At 51.8% G+C, this 21,499-nt stretch carries 15 protein-coding genes; 5 read left to right on the forward strand and 10 right to left on the reverse strand.

What is annotated here, in order from left to right; translation table 11 throughout:
• The first annotated feature begins 345 nt into the window (after nucleotides 1-345).
• Nucleotides 346-744, forward strand: coding sequence for a nuclear transport factor 2 family protein (locus VJ464_06985; protein HKQ04858.1), 399 nt, complete (start codon nucleotides 346-348; stop codon nucleotides 742-744).
• A 485-nt stretch (nucleotides 745-1,229) separates the two neighbouring features.
• On the opposite strand, the gene VJ464_06990 is transcribed toward VJ464_06985, so the two are convergent.
• Nucleotides 1,230-1,655 carry a hypothetical protein gene (locus tag VJ464_06990; GenBank protein ID HKQ04859.1) on the reverse strand — a complete coding sequence of 142 codons (426 nt, stop codon included), beginning with the start codon at nucleotides 1,653-1,655 and terminating at the stop codon, nucleotides 1,230-1,232.
• Between the two features lie 975 nt (nucleotides 1,656-2,630).
• Here VJ464_06990 and VJ464_06995 point away from each other — a divergent pair.
• On the forward strand, nucleotides 2,631-3,536 hold the full coding sequence (locus tag VJ464_06995) for a potassium channel family protein (GenBank protein ID HKQ04860.1): 906 nt from the start codon (nucleotides 2,631-2,633) through the stop codon (nucleotides 3,534-3,536).
• 297 nt (nucleotides 3,537-3,833) lie between these two features.
• Nucleotides 3,834-4,301 carry a hypothetical protein gene (locus VJ464_07000; protein HKQ04861.1) on the forward strand — a complete coding sequence of 156 codons (468 nt, stop codon included), beginning with the start codon at nucleotides 3,834-3,836 and terminating at the stop codon, nucleotides 4,299-4,301.
• 593 nt (nucleotides 4,302-4,894) lie between these two features.
• On the opposite strand, the gene VJ464_07005 is transcribed toward VJ464_07000, so the two are convergent.
• Together VJ464_07005 and VJ464_07010 are read right to left on the reverse strand one after the other, a co-directional pair.
• Nucleotides 4,895-5,230: a hypothetical protein gene (locus VJ464_07005; protein HKQ04862.1), complete on the reverse strand. Its 336-nt coding sequence runs from the start codon at nucleotides 5,228-5,230 to the stop codon at nucleotides 4,895-4,897.
• 354 nt (nucleotides 5,231-5,584) lie between these two features.
• Entirely contained in the window at nucleotides 5,585-6,061 is a 477-nt protein-coding gene (locus tag VJ464_07010) for a hypothetical protein (GenBank protein ID HKQ04863.1), read from the reverse strand.
• 568 nt (nucleotides 6,062-6,629) lie between these two features.
• On the opposite strand from VJ464_07010, the gene VJ464_07015 reads away from it, so the two are divergent.
• Both VJ464_07015 and VJ464_07020 read left to right on the forward strand, forming a co-directional pair.
• Nucleotides 6,630-7,370, forward strand: a complete 741-nt coding sequence (locus tag VJ464_07015; GenBank protein ID HKQ04864.1) for a choice-of-anchor X domain-containing protein — start codon at nucleotides 6,630-6,632, stop codon at nucleotides 7,368-7,370.
• 758 nt (nucleotides 7,371-8,128) lie between these two features.
• Nucleotides 8,129-9,367, forward strand: a complete 1,239-nt coding sequence (locus tag VJ464_07020) for an IS110 family transposase (GenBank protein HKQ04865.1) — start codon at nucleotides 8,129-8,131, stop codon at nucleotides 9,365-9,367.
• 196 nt (nucleotides 9,368-9,563) lie between these two features.
• Here VJ464_07020 and VJ464_07025 read toward each other — a convergent pair whose 3' ends face one another.
• From VJ464_07025 to glmU, 7 genes are all read right to left on the reverse strand, one after another.
• Nucleotides 9,564-11,231, reverse strand: a complete 1,668-nt coding sequence (locus VJ464_07025; GenBank protein ID HKQ04866.1) for a hypothetical protein — start codon at nucleotides 11,229-11,231, stop codon at nucleotides 9,564-9,566.
• 4 nt (nucleotides 11,232-11,235) lie between these two features.
• A complete protein-coding gene (locus VJ464_07030) occupies nucleotides 11,236-13,134 on the reverse strand; it encodes a TnsD family transposase (GenBank protein HKQ04867.1) in 1,899 nt (632 codons plus the stop codon).
• The gene (locus tag VJ464_07035) at nucleotides 13,128-14,858 is read right to left on the reverse strand and encodes an ATP-binding protein (GenBank protein ID HKQ04868.1); all 1,731 of its coding nucleotides are present in this window, start codon (nucleotides 14,856-14,858) and stop codon (nucleotides 13,128-13,130) included. The genes VJ464_07030 and VJ464_07035 overlap by 7 nt, the downstream gene beginning before the upstream one ends.
• Nucleotides 14,842-17,034 (reverse strand): transposase family protein, encoded by a 2,193-nt coding sequence (locus VJ464_07040; GenBank protein ID HKQ04869.1) that lies wholly within the window; start codon nucleotides 17,032-17,034, stop codon nucleotides 14,842-14,844. Before VJ464_07040 ends, VJ464_07035 begins: the two co-directional genes overlap by 17 nt.
• Nucleotides 17,031-17,873 (reverse strand): TnsA endonuclease C-terminal domain-containing protein, encoded by an 843-nt coding sequence (locus tag VJ464_07045; GenBank protein HKQ04870.1) that lies wholly within the window; start codon nucleotides 17,871-17,873, stop codon nucleotides 17,031-17,033. The genes VJ464_07040 and VJ464_07045 overlap by 4 nt, the downstream gene beginning before the upstream one ends.
• A 131-nt stretch (nucleotides 17,874-18,004) precedes the next feature.
• Nucleotides 18,005-19,867 (reverse strand): glutamine--fructose-6-phosphate transaminase (isomerizing), encoded by a 1,863-nt coding sequence (gene glmS, locus VJ464_07050; protein ID HKQ04871.1) that lies wholly within the window; start codon nucleotides 19,865-19,867, stop codon nucleotides 18,005-18,007.
• A gap of 148 nt (nucleotides 19,868-20,015) precedes the next feature.
• A complete protein-coding gene (gene glmU, locus VJ464_07055; GenBank protein ID HKQ04872.1) occupies nucleotides 20,016-21,401 on the reverse strand; it encodes a bifunctional UDP-N-acetylglucosamine diphosphorylase/glucosamine-1-phosphate N-acetyltransferase GlmU in 1,386 nt (461 codons plus the stop codon).
• Between the last annotated feature and the right edge of the window lie 98 nt (nucleotides 21,402-21,499).

Genomic DNA, 21,499 nt, shown 5'->3' on the forward strand with positions numbered 1-21,499 from the left:
GAATCAGCTACAGAAATACTTCAAGGTGGACGACGACATCCAGTCGTAGGGTAACAAGGCGTTGCCCCTGAAGCGGGACCCGGTTGCTCGCCTTTCTATCGAGCGAAGCTACCAACGCACGGTCGTATAGCGATCATCCTGAAAAGAGAGGTATAATCCGCAGCGCCAGGCAAGAAGATCAGCGGATTCAGCCAGCTAGCTGGGCGGTGGCCCTGTTATACATCATAAAAGACATAAAGCGTTGCGTCTTTTACGAAATCTAATGCTAAGTTGGGCGTCTTCGCGAATTTTAGCAACCGCAGTAAGATGTAAAACAGCAAATCCATTTAACACTAGAGGTGCCCGATGACCGATGCCGAACAACTCACCCAACTAGAGCAGCACTGGATGGAAGCTTGGCGCACGAAGGATCATCAGACGCTGGAGAGCATCTTAGCCCCCGACTATACCTTCACCCTCTCAACTCACCCGCAGCGGGCTTACTCGCGGCAAGAATGGCTCGACTTAGTCAGCGAGTACGACTGCGAGTGGTTTCACTTTGAGCAAGTCGCCGTGCGACTACTTGAGCCCTATGCCGTCGTCAGTTCAAGATTCCGGCAGCGGGCGGTAGTGCGAGGGCAAGAGCGCAGCGGAGAGTTCTTTCTGGTGGATGTGTGGCGGCGAGTGGAGGGCGGATGGCAGGTGGCGGCACGCTACTCGGCATGGCCAGAGCCGATGAGCGCGTCGGTAGAGCAACTGGGCTGATCGAGGTTGTGACAGCGCCGCCCAACAAGGCGTTGCACCGGAGCGCGGGCAGCCAGTTTCTAGTGATGGCTCCGTTGCGACAGCCCGCGCCCGGTGATGCCGGGCATTAGGCCGCTATGCATACCTAGCTAGAGAAATGTTGGGTAGCATAGAATACTTGTATTAGAAGTCACTAGATAATCCGAGTTGTGACGTATCGAGATAGGCAGCATTGAAAAAAAGGGGGTAGGCAAAAGTGGCTATGATAACGCCAAAGTCGTGGCACCTATTTTCAGTCACTTACAGGAGCTTTGCACAAGAATTCGATTCTACACAAAAATCAAAGTTTTGCACAAAATTCGTGTGGATTGATAATGGGTAAGGGGGTAAGGGGCGAAAGAGAAGCGGGGACAAACATATTTTACCCCTGCCTCTTGCGGTCCAATTTCTCTCGGCGCCAACCGATTGTTAACAGCTAAAAACCGCGGGGCAGTCCGAACTGTTAGCTACTGGATCTGCCAGGTCACTTTTGTTCGCGGGGGTTGTTGCGCAGCCGCGGCCTGAGCAGGTCGGGCGGCGACTTGTATTTCTAACCTGGAGTACGCCGGATCAACGGACGCCGCGGCGGTCTCGTCTTCAACTTGCAGCTTTATTGACCAGGCCCCGTCCTCTGTTTGCTTAATAGAAATGTCGTAGACTATGTCTGAGAGTTCACCCTTTTGAATAAGGACATTTAATTTGCGCACCTCGGCATCGTAATGCTTAAAAAAGCGACTATGTCCGGATTTGTTTAAGAAAGCTTCGATGTCAGGCGAAGACAATGGGTATGGGGTCCAATATACCCGCCGCGTACCCGGGGTAATGCCGTAGACATTCATCTCGGCAAGCGTTGCCGCGAATCGAGCATGCTTTTCCGCGATATTTCGGATCACCTTGGCGGATAGTCTTAAAGGCTCGTCGGTGTCGGAAGGCGCTCGGTGTATGCTATCAGTCTGGAAACATATCCCACTTTCCTGGCAGGCCCCACAATTAAATGTATTGCAATACACCCCTCCCCTGCCGCTGCCTGTGCAGGTTCTACAACCGCCCTCAAACGCACAAGAAACGCAGGACCTGAGAGGCTGAATTCGCCCCTTCGGTTTGTTGCTAGCAACAACCGATAACGGCAGACATATTAAACTCGTGAGCAGAATGGTACCGACTAGACGGGAATATTTCATTGATCCTTTTCCTCCTTAGCGGGGTGTTGGGCTAACTCAAAGTGTCTACGGCGTAACCGATATACCGAACAGGATGCCAGAAATCAATAATTTGTTCAAATATACAACTGAAAACGAGTTGCCCGCCGGGAGGCATACGACCGGCCATCTGTCGGACATCGATTTTATATGTATGAAGTGATCGACAAGTCGTTAAAATTGCACCGTCAGACATAATTTTTTTTTCAAAAAAGAGACGGCCTTCAAAAAGGGGCCAGGTGTCTACGGCAAAAATGTTATCGCACGGGCGGATCGGCCTATCGGTTGTTTGTGCGGAGCTAGTGACGCTAAATTCTTAATCTAAAGAGATTGAAATTACAACTGACGCACTTTAATCTTACAGATTTAACGTAAATGCGGCACCATTCTACAAGGAAGGTTTCAAAAAAGCAAGAGAAAAGCTATTGACAACAGGGTCTATTCATTCTCGGCGAAACGGCCAAAAACGGACTTGCTGTTGACCTGTAACTTATTGAGCCGCCGTTCCGGCTCCCATTCGATTTCCGAGAATGAATAGACCCTGCTATTGACAAAGGCAGCTCTCTCGCAGATTATCACCTGCATCCTCGGGAGTCTGTCGTCAGAGAATGAGTACCATGAGTCGTCAGAGCGGCCGTGTGAATCAGCCTAACTAAGGAGGAAGTCAAAATGACAATTTCTCTCCGTCCTATGGGTTTGTTGCGCAGCTTCTTCAACTTTCTGAGCAGGCGTTCACTGAGAGGGCGGTATGCTGTTTTATATATCCTGATCCTTCTAGGATACGCATATGTCTATTTTCTGCTTCCCGGCAACGAATTCTATCACGCGAACATCAACCGCGAGCCCATGCTGCAAACTGATAAAGGGCGCATCAGCAAGGAGATGCAAGCGCAGATTGCCGACACTTTTCGGCAGTATTATGGGGGCGACAAAAAAACGGTCAGCGGCTGGACTGTCGACGCGAACACTTTTCAGGTACTCTTCCTGGAAGCGACCGACAAGGGGAACGACGTAGAGATACAATTCAAGTTAGACGTGAAGCTGACTAATCAGTCACTCCAGGAAATGTCGCTTTATATCGATCCCATCGTTACATTCTCCGCGACCGAGAGGTCTGCGGACTCTTCAGGCGGTGACATGCAGCGAAAAGTGGTCGCCGTGTCTATACCGGAGGTGCCCCATTGGGAGAAGAAGGACAATCCATCCTTCGCCGAAGCCTTTTTCCCATCTGGCGCTCCCCCTGCGGCTCAAAAGGGGGAAAGCGCGGGCACCGACAAGGACTTTGGCCCTGTGCTCAGGGTCATGCCCATCACGAAGCGTTTGAGCGACGACATTATAAAGCTCGCCAGAGGCATACAAGGCAACCCCTCAAACCTGAGCGGGTATTTTCAGCGGATGCTGTACCTGAGCGCAGTCACCATTACGACGTTGGGCTACGGGGATATCGCGCCGTTGACGACTAGAGCGCGCCTCCTCGTCTTGTCAGAAGCGGTAGTCGGCATTATTGTCATTGGCCTGTTCATAAACGCCGGCTCGCAGAAAAAGAGCCGGGACCGCTCCGCAGACTCGCCATAAACTCCGCACCGGCTTACCCACCAGCCGGCAACATGGAGTGGCCCGGGCAGGAAGGCTGGATACTGCCTTGCCAGACCGGCAAGGCAAGCCAGCGACCGGGGGCATAGCCTGTCAGAGAACCTGATCGTCTGCGTCGCCGACCCGTCTCTGCGCGTCCGCCATTAGTAAACCCAATTACAGTTGACATGGCAGACGCGATGCTATACTAATAGCAGAAGCCGGATGCCAGAGGAGTTCTGTCGGGCCTAACGCCCGACATTCAAAGGTTCACGTAGAGGAAGCCCAGGAGATTTGGTTATGCGACTACAGCCGCTTCGCGCCTTCCTTTGGCTGCTGTTTGTGCCGCTCGCGGGATACGCCTTCGAGGCGGATCCCTATGTGGAGGTACTGATCCCCAACGGCATGCCGATCAAGATCGAGGTACAAAGGGACCAGAGAGATCCCGAGATACTCAAGTATGTCTTCCGACGGATCGTCCCCAAAGACGTGGCCAGGGCAAAAATTACTGTCGTAATGCTCGGCGATGATGGGGCGATTAAATTCCAATCCCCTATGGCAGGAGACGCCTTGAGCGATCAGATGACCGTCGCCACGGTGGATGCGAGTGTCACGCGCCTCTTAGTCGTCGTTAACTGGGTCGAGACCAACCAGGGAAGATGGGTGCCGGACACCAAGAATCAGCAATTGGACATCGGCGAACTTATCAGGTGCGGTGCCAAGGGACTTCCCAAGGCAAAGTTCATAAGCCATAAGCCGACGGCCTGAGCCTTCGGTGAAACACAACTGTGTTTCTTACTAGTTCCCCTGAGGCTTGATTCGTACCCGCAAAGACAGGTGCTCGGACAAGTCTACCTTATATCAGGCACGGAGCGGTTTGATTAAACTATTGCTTATGTAGTCGAAGGTAGACGGTTGGGCAAGTCTAACTCGTCATCTATCAACACCTCTACTTGCACACCGGCCATTCTTGCATACTGCAACAAGACTGTCAGGGGCGGCTCTCGCTTATCCGATTCGTATTCGGAGATGTGGCCCGGCTTGAGGGAGACGCCTGCGCCGGCCAACTGCGTGACCATCTGCTCCTGAGTGAAGCCGAGCTTTGCTCGAACTTCTCTGAGCTTGCTGGCAAGGCGGGCAGGACGCGGGCGGCTTGCTGGCGGATGGTCTTGAGCACCGTGTTAATGCTGACTTTAAGTACTCTAGCGATGTCGCTGATGCCCGAACCATTTAAGGTCATTGGCAGAATCAACTGCCGCAGTTCTGGCCTACAGCCTTGGTAGGTGTAGTCGAGTAGGAACTGGCGCGAGCAAGCTTTACACTTAAACCTTTGCTTGTGGTTAGCGGTTGTGCCATTCTTTTTAATAGACAGCGAGCTGCACCTGGGACAGGTGACTCCTTTGTATTTCACAGTCAAAGATTAACTTGACAGGTGCGGCTTGCTCCACCAGCCTCTTTTTTAAATGACCACCGAAAATTGTGACGGCTCCCCACAATCGAGTTTTAAAGCGCGACCATAGGTCGAGTTCAATGAACTTTAGAAGATCATCTTTACTTATAAGATACTTGTCGTTAGCAGTTTCTGCCGGGCTGTTAGCCTTTTCCGCTGGTCGAGTTTCAGTCATTTGCTCTGCCCTATTTTCATGCTGAGCAGTATGAGCCTTGTCACGAGTTCGGGCATCTTTGTGGCTTGACATCTGCGCCCCTCCGAACCTACAGGATTGACGAACTCCAAAAGATTATATCTTATATGTAACCGCTTTTACAGAGTTACGCAAAAGAGGTGGTATCCTATTCCTATTACCCTTTTCGGAGATTATTTCGCGTTGCGGCTCTGATGAATTCATCTATCTTAATAAGCTTCGGCCAACCATTCCATCATGGGTAGTCTTTCCGAAGAGTAGCACTTGCGGAAACGCGGAGAGGTTATAAGCTGCGCCATCATCACAATCAAGCCAATAGTCGAACAGTGGGTCAGTTATTTAAAAGGCGCCGATCCAAAAATCGGCACCGGCATACTCTGAAAGAGTACACAGCGCTAGAGCGTAATCTTATTCCCTCTTGATGAATTTTGCATGTGGCAGCGCATCTGCCCCCCGCTCGACTATTGCCTTGATGTTGGCGTGCTGATCCTCGCTTTCAAGAACCCAGTCACCACCATCAGTCTCAACTCGTTCGACAATGAAGATCAGTCTGCGAATGTCCGCCGACGAAACCCACGCCACCGATGCCGGGTCTCCGATTTTCCGCGTATGGTAGCGATTGCCGTCACCGTATTTGATCTGGTCATCAGGGCCGACCAGAATTACCATCGTAGTGACGCCCCTAACTTCTGGCTCGACCCGAGGCCACCAGTTGTATTTGGTAATTGTGGTTTCTTTATCGTCGCGCGAAACTTCAATGCGGATGATCCCTGTCAGATTCGCGGGGATGTAGGTCTCGACTTTGGGGTCGGGCGGGCGTTGCGCAGTTGTCACCGGCGCGACTATCAACACACAAAAACACAAAGCTAGCTTCATTGGTTTCATAGCTTCCTCCTGCGAAAGTTATTGGGATTTGAGCAAGATTGCCCAAAGATCGGATTCCAGGCAGGAGCTTTTTTTTACGCATCTTAGCAAGAGCGTGAATTCACCCCTACATGAAATAGTATAAATTATATTTAAATGTTGCCTATTTTTCATAAATATATAGGAAGAAACCAGTGCATCTTGTGGCCTCGCACCTTCAGCGCCGTTACTCCTTTAGAACCGTCTGCAAACACGCCTCAGGCAACCTGCGGCGCCAGTACTCATATTGGCTTACGCTTCCGTACTCTACTCTATTCCAAGTTTCGTGAGGGGGGTACTGTCATTTTTTACAGGGCCGAAGCAATAAAAGTGAAATCAACGGTGGCTAGAAAGAGATTTTTGGGATCGCCATCGCGAATCCGTCAGATGCATTGCCCCTCTCCTTACGAAGTCCTTCAGGCATCGTGATCACCCAGGCTGATGCGGTAAACAACCCCTTAATCGAGTTTATCTCCGAGCCGAACACAAGGCGTTTCAGGTCGCCGCACCGGAAGGAGGCAACTGGGCCATCATCGTCTCGGCGGGTGCAGTGACGACTGGCAGCGTCGAAGCTTTCGCCTCAGCAGAGCATGATGGGGTACAACTCAATGTATCCGTGACGAAGGCCACTCTGATGTTCCCGGAGGTGGTGGAAATCCAAGCCACCCCCACCTTTGCAGGGGAGAATGTAACTGGCGCGACGGTGAGCAGCACCGTAACCCGTCCGGATGTCTCAAAGCTTCAGATCGCCTTGTTTGACGACGGTAACCCCAGTCATGGCGATACAGCAGCGGGTGACGGCATATACGCAGCGCAGTTCAATCAGTACAAGGGAGATGGCGTCTATACGTTTGATGTTAAAGTCGTATCCAGTAATGGGACAACGCATGGAGGCGAGAATCTCTTTGCTGTCAATCCTTCTAATGCGAAGCTCGTTCCATCGTTCACGAGGATGAGTACGACAACGGCCATCGTAACCGGTGTACCCGTAATCACCTATGACGTCTGCGTTCAGGATGATAGCAATGGAAATATGTTGCAGTTCAACACAGGCACCGGTGATTACCAATTCACGAGGTGCAGCAGCGGTTTCAGCTTGACCGGAACCGGAGTCGTAACAATCAAAGGTTCCATCATTACACTGCAACACAATGCGGCCGATCGTAGAGTCTTGGCGCAGGTTGACAATAGTGTTAAGAACGGTAAGGCCTCAGTCCAAGTCTTTTCGTTAGGGACTACGTTTACCGTCACCGACCGGAATACAACGAACAATACCTGTAGCTGCCCGTAAGGGACGGCGAATAAATTAGCGTAGTCCGAGAAGAGAGAGGGCGCCTCTCCCTTCTCGGACGCCTGTAGTAGGATTGGGCTTTCCTGTTGAGGCATAGCAGCGACGCGACAATCCATAATCTTAACCATAGGGATATGACAGGGTTCTTTGTTCTAGTCAGCAATGGGCAGAGGAACTGGTTCTTTGATATGAGAGCGTTTACGTATGATCCGATGACGGTTGACCAGCCTACACATCGCAGTGGTACTTATCGCGATTCCTTGCTCTTTGTGAACCAGCTCACATAATTGATGCAAGGTAGCCGCGGGATGCTTCCTAATGAGTCTTCGCAGGTCATTAGAAGTGATCTGCTGATGCAAAGGCAAGGGTGCTTGAGGTAAATCTTGGCTTAATTGAAAGGGAATGCATTCTACCGAATTGTGCCCACGGGGATAACCTGTCATGTCTCCAGACAATGCGAAAAGACTCGCCTAGATAAGGGGCTTTTTGCTTGAAGAGTAACCTGAAAGTATAGATAACGTGAGTCCTTCATGATGCGCGGCCTCACAACCACGCATGAAAACGATCACGAGCCAGTGTATTCTACCTGCAAGCGATGGCGCGATGAAGGTCGAGCTAACTTGGTGCGATTTAGCCCGCACGTGAGTCTGACTTGAGAGCCTGCTGAGGCACAACCCACTGTCGCTCCCATAAGGGAAGCACGCATCAGAGATTCTAACCCTTCGGGCTCTCCCGCCATCGCCTGAAGGAGAAGCTCTATGGACGTCTTATATGGTTGTTGCTGTGGCTTGGATGTTCACGCGCAGACGGTGGTCGCTTGCCTGATCAAAGACGGGCGCAAGCAGACCCGCACCTTCTCGACGATGACCGATGATTTGTTGCGCCTGTTAGATTGGCTGGTCGCCGAAGGCTGTACCCATGTCGCCATTGAGAGTACCGGGGTTTATTGGCGACCGGTCTTCAATCTCTTGGAAGGACAAGTCGAAGTCATTTTAGTCAATGCCCGGCACATCAAGGCGGTGCCGGGACGAAAGACCGATGTCAAAGATAGTGAGTGGCTGGCGGATTTGTTGCGGCACGGCTTGCTCAAAGCCAGCTTCATTCCGCCCTTGGAGATCCGCGAGTTGCGAGAGTTGATTCGCTATCGGCAGCGGGTGATTGCCGATCAAGCGGCGATTGCCAACCGGGTGCAGCGAATCATCGAGAGCGGCAATATCAAGTTAGGGCAGGTGGCCAGCGATGTGATGGGAGTGAGCGGGCGGCTGATGCTGCGGGCCCTGGCAAACGGGGAGCAGGATGGGGAGAAGTTGGCGGGGCTGGCGCGCGGGCGGTTGAAGCAGAAAGCCGAGCCGTTGAAGCGGGCATTGACTGGGAGGCTGAGTGGGGCGCAAAGGTTCGTGTTGGGGGAGTTGCTGGATCGCTATGAAGAGTTAGACAGGGCCATAGAGAGAGTCAATCAACAGATCAGCGAGGAGGTGGCAACCAGCAGCGACCCTTTCGTTGGGCCGGCCATCAAGTTGCTGGAAACCATCCCGGGAGTCGGGCGGGTAGTGGCCGAGGTGATCGTCGGAGAGGTTGGCGTAGACATGAGGAAGTTTGCGACCGCCCAGCATCTGGCGAGTTGGGCAGGAATGTGTCCGGGCAATAATGAGAGTGCAGGCAAGCGAAAGAGCGGGAAGACGAGGAAAGGGAGCAGGAGTTTGCGAGTCGCGTTGGTGCAGGGGGCGTGGGCGGCAACGCATACGAAAGGGACGTATCTATCGGCGCAGTATCGGCGGATGGTGAAAAGGAAAGGGAGGAAGAAGGCATTGGTGGCAGTGGGGCATAGTCTGCTGGTGATGATCTATCATATCCTGAAACGCCGGGAGAGCTATCAGGAGTTGGGCGGCGACTACTTCGACGAGCAACAAAGCCAAGGACAATGTCGGCGGTTGGTGCGACAGTTAGAAGCGCTTGGGATGAAGGTCACTATCGAAGCGCTGCCGGCGGTTGCGTAGATCACAACTTTGTTTTCATCAGAGTCGCCCAAGATTCGTAGTTGTGATGCCACGAATCATGGGCGACTCTGATGAAAATAGAATGCCAAGTTGTTGATTCTAAGAAAGCCCTATTTTCATGCGTGGTTGTGAGGCCGCGCATCATGAAGGACTCACGTTATTTAGTGCTCCTCCGACATTGGAGATGTTCGCTCCCTCATATTGGTCTAATTCCGAGAAGCGATAGCTTATCTAGTATTCGTTGAGACCAAGTCCAAACAGAGCGATTGGCATTATGTTTAAGGAGCAAGAATTTAGAAGTTATTGCCTGCTCCAGCTTTGCCACATTCCAATGACCTTCTTTCTGGATTATCTCCTCAATCAGTCCAAGAATTTCTCCCTCAATTGTATTAGTTAGCGATACATCCACTATAAAATCTATAAAGAGGGTGGAGATTGACCAAAAATCGGGCCGGGCGACCTCCAAGATGAACTTAGGATGGATTCCCTGCTGCAAGGCCCTGATAATTGCACACGTTCGTCTCGAACCATCATAGAGTTGAGAAAAGGATTTATTTCCTGGAAGTTCGTAGATTGCGCTTTCAAAGATGATGCTTGAATACCTTTCTGCAAGTTGCCTTACTGCATTGAGAAATCCTTCAAGACCTCGTATGTCGTTTGAAGCGGTTAGCCTCATGCCGGCGAACTCCAGAGGACTAATCTTGCCGCCGATAGAAGATTCTGCGGTGCTAGCCAATTTAGGTATTTCTTTGGCGGCGAGCTTTATAATTGGGTACACGGAGGCCCCGCTTGTACTGGCTGAATTGATTTCTGATTCAACTTCATTAGGATTCCCGCGGATTAGGTTCGGCATATGCCCAAACTCCATAACCGTGACATTTGCTGCCACTACGGGTTGGTAAGAATCTTTTCGTACTGAGCGATGCTCAATATCCATTTCATAAATTATGCTCTGTTCTCGGGGCATCTGCCTTTGCTCAACGCTCTTACCGGCTTTCTTAGGCTTAGTAGAAGGATGCCCATAAACAACTTCCTCAAAGGGGAGGGCAGGCATTCCCTTCACTTTAGTGATCTCAAAGATCAAGCAAACATTTCGGTCAATTGCGCCTGTAAAAGTGAGGTCACAAGGGCCCTTGATCGGTGGCCTCATTTGGAGTTTGATCGCCGCTCTAAGCTTGGCCGAAGGAGAAGTAGGGTCGAGCATAATAGCTTCCTCGAAAATATTTCTGTATATTGATTCCCAAACGCTACGAGCAGTCTCATCAAGATATAACCATAACAGGTGCGAAATGAAATAATCGTTCACAAGGGTTACAGGCACATCTCCACTCAATAGCACCATTAGTTTCCCATTGTCGCCCGAAGCTTGTTTTATCAGTGAGTCAAGGCCGTGAGGGGCTAGCAGCCGGTTCGCCAATGTTTTAGACGGGGTCAGGAATGCTCTGATCAATTCAATACAAGGGATGTAGCAAGTCATTCCTCCAGCCTTAAACCGCCAGAGTTTTTCAAGCCCAATGTCCTTGTTCTTACGAAAGTCATAGAGCCTCCTGGGAAGGTCGAAAGCTTTGCAGATAACTCCATCCTGAAAATCTACTATGCTCAGATGGTGGTGAGGTCTTGGGATCGGACCATTGACAGGCAGGCCGTCAACATAGAACCTGCCAATTCGCAAGATCGGGAGAGTTCCCCAAGGATAGTCTACTAATCGAATCGTTTCCTTTCCTGATGAGCTTGGGGCGCTATCGAGGAAAGCAACTCTTACTCGCCAGAAGCCCCAGGTATCTTTAAACGGGGAGCATATCCAGTAGAGCAGAACCCTAGAATTCTTATCGAAGGGCCAGGGTCTGAGCCTAAGGCTTGGCATAAGATTAACCTGCTTTCTGATTGGATTCTTTTCTGGAGCAGGCTCTAAAAATCCCTTCGGCTATTGCTTCAGCCACTTTTGGGGAGATCCTTCTTCCCAAGCCAGATAAGCGCACAACCTGCCAGCCTCTTATCTGCGAACCCCGTTGTGCAAGCTCCTGGATAACATGCTTGATTCGACGAATCTGAAAATCCTCAATCGATTCGACAACTGAGGTCAAAAAGCCCTGAGTTAAGGGCAGTTTGTCGAGATGTCTTTCGAGCAGTGAGACCAAACCGATAGCTTTACCAATCCTGCTTTGAGTTACTCTTACAGGAGGCACCCGCTGTAGGATCTTTTGAACAGATCCTTTCACAAGTCGCAAGACTTCACCATCCCGCCTGCGCCAATCAACACGAGCAACCCTTTGCGCTCGTACAAACCGAGGTGGGGAATTCTTGTCCAACCAGCTACGATCATTCCGATAAAGCCATGTGTATAAAGCTGGGGCTTTCCCTCTCAATAAAATCTTAGAGTCACGAGGGTGCTCCCGTCGAAGTTCCGTCCATTTCTCCCTTTGTTCTTTCCTAGAGATCCCTGGTGTATCCCGAATAAGGGCTGATTGGGCTTTAATCCAGGGGCTGGAGATGCCGAGTCTCTCGACTTGCCGCTTTACAGTTCGTGGATCGACCTTCAACTGGCGTGCAGCCTCTCGTAGACTATAGCCAGGTTGCTTGGCGAGCTTTCTAAGCTTTCTCTCCCAGATGAGCCCGAACGCCAGTATCTTTCCAAACGTCACTTTTTGCCCAGTGAGTTGCTTTGGGTCGCTCGTGCAGTATATGAACCCACATTTACATGAAAATATTCCGACTGATTTCTTCATTTCATGAGACCAGGTAATTTTCACCTCATCTATCACCGTCTGTAGATAATGTTTGGCTGCTCCGTTAAAACATTTCCAGGGGCCATTGCCGAAAGCTTTATAGGAAAGGTCCTGATCGAAGAAAGAAGTGATGGGTTGGCTAAGGAACCTGATCAGAAAAATGTGCCTGATCGGGTGAAAAGTCCTCCGGTGCTTGCGAACGATTCCTGAAAGCCAATCGTCCTCTAGCAGATCATTGATCGATGACTGTAGCAAACCCAGCAGTTCATCCCAAAATCGTGAGCGGAATCTGTCCCTCAGGTATGCCTGACGTATCCTTCCGGAACCCGTGGCCAGCCCTATGTCAATCAAGAGTGATTTATACTGGTGCTGAAACCAGGCGGCCTCTCGGCTGCTAAGCGGTGTGCTTAGAACCCATTCTATATCTTGAGCAACAAGTCTCAACTCAGCCATGATTTCGCCTGGGAAGCTGGCTTGTGGCGAAGGGATAATGCAGTTTTCTTGCGTTGCAGGATAGAATTCATGTCTGTCTTCGCCGAATGTCCTCACACTGCTGTTGTATATTGAAGTGAAATGTTTCGGGCAAACCAATACACCCGGAACTTGGTGCAGACGGTGCCAATACGGCTCACCATATGCCTCCTCATCAGCCTGTAGGCACTCTGGGCAGAATTTCAGATATCCCGTAGGTTTGACTGAACTCGCCATAATGCCGATCCTTGCATGAATATCTCCCCAGGAATGCTCCTCCATAGAATTAAGAATTAGTCTCGCCCTAACAGGAGGTAGGAACGGGGCATAAAAAGGGTAAAGTGTATGTTCATTGATCAGGCTCTCTGCCGTGTGTCTGGAGTAAGGGGGAAGCCTTTGAACTAATGCATCAATGTGAGAGGGAAGATCGTAGGTTGCTACAACCTTAGTTGATCCAAAGAGGTCCCGCAGTGTGGCCTTAGGGCCGAAATTTCCGCTGCGAATGTGATAACGGGCCAGGATGCTATAAAGAAGCTCATCCGGGTATGGTGTTGGAAAGAAACTCAACATGTTTCTGTCTCGTAATAAAAATCGTCTATGGGCGATTTGATTATGCCGCCCGCTTTTAAGGCTTCATAGGAAGACATGCCAGTATCTTTACCCTTGCTTACCAGTTGCCTCAGATCTCCTGGCAAGTATGCTGCCGCTTTCTTCTTTCCACTTTGAGAACCTCTTCCTTTCGGTGATTTTGGCGAGTTTTCAGTAATTCCTTTATCCAATGCATTCCTATAAGCCTCGTTTACCAGGTCACTCACGGTTGATTCTGACTTCCTGGTTGCAAAGACTTCTTCCGCGTGGTGCTTCGCAAGAGAGGGAGACAGTCCTAGATCAAGTAGGCCGAGAATTACCTGGGAGAGAAGGTCAGGTGCAGAGACGGAAGAAGATGAGGCGCTTGAAAGCTGTTTCAGTTTCCTCTGTTCCCTTTCCGCCACTTTACTGCGGTATTTTTCATAAAAGTCTCGGAGGTCAATCGGTCGAATGTCACTGTATTTACTAATGAGTTCCGTGTTGTCAGATTTCAGAGCATCCAACATCGGACGCACGAGGTGAAGGCTATCCTTTGCAACCCGGCGTACCAACTCCGGAGAGATCCTCTCTTTCCCATTTGCAATCGCGCGCCACTGCGCGATCATGAAAAGCTTTATGGCGATGTCAACCACGCCCTGACTCTCCTCGTAAAGAACTTCATCCATCTCGTCTGTATAATCAGCATTTTCTCTGGTCCACTGATAGTCAAAGAACCCCTTAACAAAGAATTGCCAAACTTTCTTGTTTTTCTCCGTGTCTCTTTTCAAACGATCCCAATACATTGCGCCTTCGCCAATACCTCGACGCGCGTGTCGGAAATCGCCCTGTAGGATCGGCATGGCCTTATTAGTACCTATGCGTATAACCGGAACACTCAGCTTGGTGACCATTCGCACAAAGAAGTTGAGAACTTTTTCCGCTCCGCCACTCTTTGCCGTGCTAAGGTCTTGAATCTCATCTATCACCAGGACTCCCAGACAGTGTGTACTGGCAACCTCTCCCATCTGAATCAGCATTGAATCTTCTGAGCTATATCTGGGCGGATTCTCCCTGGCATAGTTTGTTCCCAGGAGGTGATCAACTGAGTTAAAGAATTCTGTACACAATCCCTTTAACGACCCTGCATGAGGGCAGTCGAGTTTGAGCCATACAATCTGGTAGAGGTTCAAAGGACCCTGGTAATCAGAATGAAGAATGACTTGAGGATACAAGCGCAGGATGCGTTCAATGGCTGTGGATTTACCGACGCCTGAAACACCGATCATAGTAAAGCCCGAGGCTGACGAAGAGGTGGACACGTACTTGGAAAGAGAGTCAAGCTTGTCGTCTCCGGTTTGTTTCATCGCCCGGTTTATTTGCCTGAGCCTTGCAGCATATTCTGGCCGAATAGGATTGCGTGCGAGATACCCCTGCCTGATGATTCGCGAGAGCTGCTGCTCCAGCGCGATGTGGCCGGCCAGGGGCTGAAAGTACTTCAATATCCGCTCAACACAGTGCAGTCGCAGGGATGCATCTAGACCCTTTTCAGTCTTATCAAAGGCCGGATATTCAGACGCCAAGGTTATAAACTCAGCTTCCGAAAGAATCGCCGGTAAGGCCTCTATGAGAGGGTTTTCCCGGTATTCGGCAAGTGCCTGCTGTTTGTATTCAGCAACCTCGGCAAAGCCGCCGCTGGGAATCCGGTACGGGTTACTCTGATGAGTCATCTTTCAACTCTTCTCGCTTTTTCGCCAGCAGATCCATATAGCTGGGAACGGATAGATCTTCGTCTTCAGGATCTACGGTTTTAATGCTAACCACATTTCCCTTGCGAGGCTCGGGCGAGGGCTTAGCAAGTTCAAATGCTTGCTCTTCCCGCAGGCCTTCTTTCTCTACCGCCCGCTTAGGCTTGATGTTCGAAATGCGGCTGGCCTTGCTGGTGGCATTGTCGCGGGCCCGAGATGTCATAGCCGTAGCCTGCTCAACAATGTTCTTTACCTCGGTGATGAAATTCACCCTAGATTGTTGATTATCTCCAGCGCTTCGCTGTGCCATATATTGTTCGTGCGCCTGCAAGTAATCCACCTCGTACGTCGTTTTGTCTCGATACCTCTCTTCGGGGTCAAGCAAGTAACACTTCTCAAAACTACGTCCGCCTGGGCCTTTAATGTACGCGTAGTTGACATTTCTAAAGTCATAGGTGATCTCTATGTCTTCATTCCCTTGTATTCTCGCATTATCGAACCATTTTTCTTTAATCGCTTTATCGCAACTATAGCGCATGTCTTTGTAAACAATTCCTCGTTCAGTAACCTTCGCTCTCCCCGTAGGCAGCAAGTTCAATTTCACGATGTCTTCAGGAAAAGTCCTGAGACGTCCGGAGCGATTCTTTATTCCCCATTCCCAAAGCTTAATGGGGATAGGCAGAACATCATCAGCAATTAGAGACACCGACCGGTCGTAGCTATTCAAATAGCTACGATTATGAAGCCTAACGGCGTGAATGATGATTTGGGTGAATTGATAAATGTTCAAAGTCGCGTCCAATCGATAATCCTGCCCGGTGCGCTTTGAAGCGTCCGGAATCACATAGCCTGGAAGGAACGGTTTCACACGCTCTTGGGTGGTACGGAAGTTTCTCTCTACGATTGGCTTCCAGTCTGCTCGGTACGGAGCAGCGTTTTCGATACGGACGTTCAGATTTTGAATTAGCGCCTCTACCAATCGGCTCTCCATCTCACCGCGATCACCGAGGATTGCTTCCGGCAGAAATTGGCAAGGCCATTCTTCCTCGCCGATCAGGATTCCATACTCTTGGCAAAAGGAGACTTTGGGAGTGACCACATTCGCCAGCGCCATCATTGCCCCGACCCAGGATGGTCCCTCCAGCCCTACGAATATTCCGACAATCATCCGGCTGAAGACGTCGATCACTACATAAACAACAGGTCTACCGATTATCCAATTTACGTTGTATCTTGATATCAGATAAACATCCGCGACGGTGGCATCCAGTTCGAAGCGAGAGCCGGGACCATATACCTCGGCAGTGGCAGACCCCAGGATGGCTCTATAATTCAGGTTGTAATTCTTTTTGCCCTTCCGCCGCAAAGTCGATTCTGGCTTATTTGTTTCTTTTTCAAACCAGTACCTGAACTGTTCAATGGTCGGTCTCTTATCCGGTGGAATCAGTGTAGGAGGATGGCCCTTTACAAGGGGGGAGTCTTCTTGTACGAAGTACTCCCTCATCATCTCATCATACGCAACCCTCAAGGGGTTCTCTTCTTCTGTGTTATAAAATCTGGAGATCGCCACCCGGAAGATCCTCTGCGTCGATTCGTCTATGTTAATGCCAATCCCTATCTCGGGATCGGCTCTATATTTCCTGGGCCTGCCTCGCTTCGCTTCTCCAGCCTTTCTCGTTTTGCCTGGAGCACCTGAGTTATCGAAATCGGGGAGTAATGCGTTCTTTACTTTCCCTCTTTGCCAGAACTTTCGGAGATACTTATATACTGTAGCTACAGTAAGGCTATGATCTTGGGCCGCTTTAAGGATGCGTTCACAGCGACCCTTTCTGTCATAAATTGCGGGCTCAGAGTCTGCCGAAACAAGGTCCTCAATCGCATGCCATGCATCATCTCGTATACGTTTCTTTTTTTCCGTAAGAGTTGCTTCATCAACAGCCCTAGCCCAGGGGTCTATCTCCAGAATGGATATTTCGCCGTTATCAATCCCGTGTCTCAATGCGGTTAGCCGCTTGAAGATTGGGATCCCTTTGTTGGAGTAGATTTCCATAACATAGGCAGCATCATTGATCTCGTCCAGCCAAAGGATCCTTTCTAAGACGTTTCCCGAGTCTACCTTCCGCTGGAGTACAATATTCACTGTCAGAATGTTATTCATGCTGAAAGCTCCTTATGGGCTACCTCAAAAAGAATGCTTTTTATCTCTCTGGCTGGTTGTGCGAAGTTTAGCTTCCTGGTCATATCTAGCAAGATTTCTTTTCGCGCGACCAGATGCTTGAAAAGGTAAAGAGACGTCCCTTCACTTAAATTCATCTCTGTATCCAGATCATCGGCTACCTGGATGATAGATCCAGTTGCGCCTTGCAAACGTCTCTTGAGTTTCGACGCCAATGAAAGGAGATGCGGGATATCCAATTCGGTAGTTGGTTCGAGCCAATAAAACGGATGAATGATCTCGATGTTCTTTGCCAATACTTTGGGAATCTCTTTTTCAGTGATGATACCCCAATCTACACCCTTGGCCTCCCAATATCGTCGCTCGATCTCGAGCTTCTCAATAACGCGCAGGTCATTTAACTTATCGGCCGGCTTTACAGTGCGGGCAACCTCAATCAGCTTCCCGTCAATTAGCAAAGAAATCAGGACATCCGTAGTAAGAACCACAGGGACCCCCGTTGATGGATCTGTTGGATGCCGTACTCCTATTTCTTCGGCGATACGTTGAGTGATGTCTCTCTCAAGCAAAGGGTACTGCTCTCTGATATCCACTACATTGTTCGCCCATTCCAAGAGGTAAAAGAGGCGGGTTTCATGATCAGATAAGAAGTGACGAATCCGCCCCGTCCGCCAACCTGTGACGCGGGTGATTCGGCCGGTTGAAGGAACGTCATGAGCCGTTAGCCAAGGTTTGTAATCCTTCCCCTGCCCTTGGCCTCTCCCTTCTTTGATAAATCGCTTGATCTTCGATTCGTCAAAGGCGTACTTGTACTTGGCCATAATAACAATCCCGAGAGGGTCCAAAACCCGCCTCGGGAAAGTTTATAACTTTATTCTCTTTTTTAAAGTATTATTTTCTTTTTCACACCATTATTTTCATCCCACAACCGGCCTGACAGACTGGCCACAGGCTATTCAACCGTGACTGATTTGGCCAGGTTGCGCGGCTGATCAACGTCGCAACCGCGCCGCACGCCGATGTGATAGGCCAGCAGTTGCAACGGCAATATGGCCAGGATCGGCGAAATCAAATCGGAGGCCGCCGGCACTTCGATCACCGTGTCGGCAATCTCGTGCGCGTGGGTATCGCCTTCCGTGACGATGGCGATCACTTTGCCGTCGCGCGCTTTCACTTCGACCATGTTCGACAGCGTCTTCTCGTAGCGCAGCCGCGAGGTATCGCTCGCCTCGTCTTTGGTCGCGATCACCACGACCGGCAGGTCTTCATCGATTAGCGCGTTCGGCCCGTGTTTCATCTCGCCCGCCGGGTAGCCCTCGGCGTGAATGTAGGAAATCTCTTTCAGCTTCAATGCCCCTTCCAGAGCAATCGGGAAGTTGATGCCGCGGCCCAGATACAAGAAATCCTGCGCCCTGTGGAATTCGCGCGCCAGGCGGTCGGCCAGATCGTCGCAGCCGAGCAGGGTTTCCATCTTTACCGGCAAGCCGTTCAAGGCGCGGACGTGCTTCAGTGATTCTTCTTCGCTCAACACGCCGCGCTGCTGGCCGAGATATAACGCCAGCAAGTACAGCACGGTCATCTGGCTGGTGAAGGCTTTCGTCGAAGCGACGCCGATCTCCGGGCCGGCGTGCGTCAGCACAGTGCCGTGCGATTCGCGCGTCAGCATCGAGCCCTGCACGTTACAGATCGATAGAATCTTCGCGCCCTTCTCCTTCGACTCGCGCACCGCCGCGATGGTGTCGGCGGTCTCGCCCGATTGCGAGATGGCGATGACTAAGGTTTTGTCGTCAAGGATCGGGTCGCGGTAACGGAACTCCGAAGCGTAATCGATCTCGACAGGGATGCGCGCCAATTCTTCAAGCATATACTTGCCGGCCATCGCGGCGTGCAAGCTGGTGCCGCAGGCCAGCGCTTTGATCGATGTGAACTGGCGGAACTCGGCCTCGCTGATCTCCATCTCGTCGAGATAGACGCGGCCCGTGGTCTGCGACACGCGACCGAGGACGGTATCACGGACGGCGCGCGGCTGCTCGTAAATCTCTTTGAGCATGTAATGCTTGAAGCCGCCCTTTTCCGCCATGATCGGGTCCCAGGTGATGCGCTGCACGTTGGGCGAGATGCTGTTGCCTTCGAAATCGGTCACGGTCACGCCGTCGCGGCTCAACACCGCCATCTCGCCATCGCCGAGATAGAAGACATCGCGCGTGTGATTCAACACCGGCGGAATGTCGGAAGCGACGAAGTACTCATTCTGGCCGAGGCCAATGACAATGGGGGGCCCCTGGCGGACGGCGATAATCTTCTCCGGCTCGTCAGCCGACATGATCGCCAGCGCGTAGATGCCGCGCATCTCCATCACCGTGCGGCGCACAGCGGCTTCCAGGCTGCCGTCGGTCTCTTTCAAATACTTCTCGATCAGGTGAGCGATCACTTCGGTATCGGTTTCGGTGACGAAGCGATGATCTTCGCCCTGTAGCTTGTGCTTCAGCGGCAAAAAGTTTTCGATAATGCCATTATGGACGACGACGACTTTGCCGGAGCAGTCGCGGTGCGGGTGGGCGTTCTCTTCCGTGGGTCGCCCGTGCGTTGCCCAGCGCGTGTGGCCGATTCCATAAGTGCCGTCGAGCGGCTTCAATCGAATAGTCTCTTCAAGGTTGCGCAGCTTGCCTTCGGCGCGGCGAATCATCAGCGCGCCCTGTTCATCAACGACGGCAATGCCCGCCGAGTCATAGCCGCGATATTCCAATTTGCGGAGCCCGTCGAGAATCACCCCGACGACCTGCTTGTCACCAACGTAACCGACGATTCCACACATCTGACTTCCCTCTTTTTCGATGAGAAAGAATGGTTGACGGGCAAGCGCGAGGCGCGCCCATCATATCGAAATGACGAACCCCTGCCGAAGTTCACGTCCGCAGCCCAACACCGCTCGTCAGTTCAATTATAACAGCCGCGCCGTCGTCTCACTGAAGCTTTTTCTTGATGATCGCAGGAACGCCGACGGCCAGCGAATCGGGCGGCACGTCTTTGGTGACGACCGCGCCCGCGCCGGTCTTCGAGCCGCGCCCGACCCGCACAGGGGCCACCAGCATCGTGTCGCTGCCGATGCGGACGCCGTCTTCGATAATCGTTTGATTCTTGCGAACGCCGTCATAATTGCACGTCACCGTGCCGGCGCCGATGTTGACGTCATCGCCGAGCGTCGCATCGCCGAGATAGGTCAGGTGCGATGCCTTGGTGCCGGTGCCGATCTTCGATTTCTTGACTTCGACGAAGTTGCCGATGGCGGCCTTCTCGCCGATCTCTGCATGCATCCTGAGGCGCGCGAATGGGCCGACGCTGGCCCGCCGATGGATGACGCTGTCTTCGATTACCGTCGAGTTGCGAATCGTCACGTCATCTTCAATGGTGACGTTGCGCAGTCGCGTCCATGAAAAAATCGTGCAGTTGGCGCCGATGCGGCTCGCGCCTTCGACGATGACCTGCGGGTGGATGATGGTGTCCTGACCGATCTCGACATCCTGATGAATGTAGGTCGTCGCCGGGTCCACGATGGTCACGCCGGCGAGCATCAACTCGCGGAGCTTAGCGGCGCGCAGCTTTTGGTCAAGCTCGGCCAGCTCGACGCGGCTGTTGACGCCTTGCACCTCTTCGGGGTCTGTGTGACAGAGCACGCCGACGCGCTTGCCCTGCTCAAGCATCACCGCCGGCACGTCCGTCAGATAGTATTCGCCCTGCGCGTTGTCTGTGCGCAGGTGGTCGAGCGCCTCAAGCAGCGCCGCCACGTCGAAGCAGTAGATGCTGACGCAGACTTCGCGCACGGCAAGCTCAGACGGCGAGCCATCTTTCTGCTCGACGATGCGCGCAAAGCCGCCGCGATCATCTCGAATGATTCGCCCATAGCCGGTCGGGTCATTCATCTCGACGGTCAGCACGGTTGCGGCATTGCCTTCATGCTGGTGCGCTTCGCTGAGCCGCGCGAGCGTGTCGCTCTTGATCATCGGCCCGTCGCCGGCCAGTACGATGATTGATCCGCTGCGGCCTTGCAGTTGTTCGCGCCCTGCCATCACCGCATGGCCAGTACCGCGCTGTTCGGTCTGCAAAACGAATTGCAAGTCAGGCCGCGCCGCGCCGCCCTCGACGAGCCGCGCCGCCTCATCGCGGACGGCGCGCTCGACCTCCTCAGCTTGATGGCCGACGACCGTAAAAATGGCTTCTGGAGCCAGTTTGAAAGCGGCGCGCAAGACGTGGGCGACGAGCGGCAGGCCGGCGACTTCGTGCAGGACTTTGGCGCGGCGCGACTTCATCCGCGTGCCCAGTCCCGCGGCCAGTATCATTACATCAGTCATTCTGTCATCCCCTGTTGGAAACTTTATATTTTAGATTTTGGATTGCCGGAAACGAAACTCAGTCGCGCGGCGAGAGCGCTTCCTTGAATCCAAAATCG

The organism is Blastocatellia bacterium (genome assembly GCA_035275065.1).
In the GTDB taxonomy this organism is placed as follows: Bacteria; Acidobacteriota; Blastocatellia; order UBA7656; family UBA7656; genus DATENM01.

Coding starts and splice junctions, on each gene's coding strand:
- VJ464_06985 (HKQ04858.1), top strand. CDS start 346: ATGACCGATGCCGAACAACTCACCCAACTAGAGCAGCACTGGATGGAA.
- VJ464_06995 (HKQ04860.1), top strand. CDS start 2,631: ATGACAATTTCTCTCCGTCCTATGGGTTTGTTGCGCAGCTTCTTCAAC.
- VJ464_07000 (HKQ04861.1), top strand. CDS start 3,834: ATGCGACTACAGCCGCTTCGCGCCTTCCTTTGGCTGCTGTTTGTGCCG.
- VJ464_07005 (HKQ04862.1), bottom strand. CDS start 5,230: ATGTCAAGCCACAAAGATGCCCGAACTCGTGACAAGGCTCATACTGCT.
- VJ464_07010 (HKQ04863.1), bottom strand. CDS start 6,061: ATGAAACCAATGAAGCTAGCTTTGTGTTTTTGTGTGTTGATAGTCGCG.
- VJ464_07020 (HKQ04865.1), top strand. CDS start 8,129: ATGGACGTCTTATATGGTTGTTGCTGTGGCTTGGATGTTCACGCGCAG.
- VJ464_07025 (HKQ04866.1), bottom strand. CDS start 11,231: ATGCCAAGCCTTAGGCTCAGACCCTGGCCCTTCGATAAGAATTCTAGG.
- VJ464_07030 (HKQ04867.1), bottom strand. CDS start 13,134: ATGTTGAGTTTCTTTCCAACACCATACCCGGATGAGCTTCTTTATAGC.
- VJ464_07035 (HKQ04868.1), bottom strand. CDS start 14,858: ATGACTCATCAGAGTAACCCGTACCGGATTCCCAGCGGCGGCTTTGCC.
- VJ464_07040 (HKQ04869.1), bottom strand. CDS start 17,034: ATGAATAACATTCTGACAGTGAATATTGTACTCCAGCGGAAGGTAGAC.
- VJ464_07045 (HKQ04870.1), bottom strand. CDS start 17,873: ATGGCCAAGTACAAGTACGCCTTTGACGAATCGAAGATCAAGCGATTT.
- glmS (HKQ04871.1), bottom strand. CDS start 19,867: ATGTGTGGAATCGTCGGTTACGTTGGTGACAAGCAGGTCGTCGGGGTG.
- glmU (HKQ04872.1), bottom strand. CDS start 21,401: ATGACTGATGTAATGATACTGGCCGCGGGACTGGGCACGCGGATGAAG.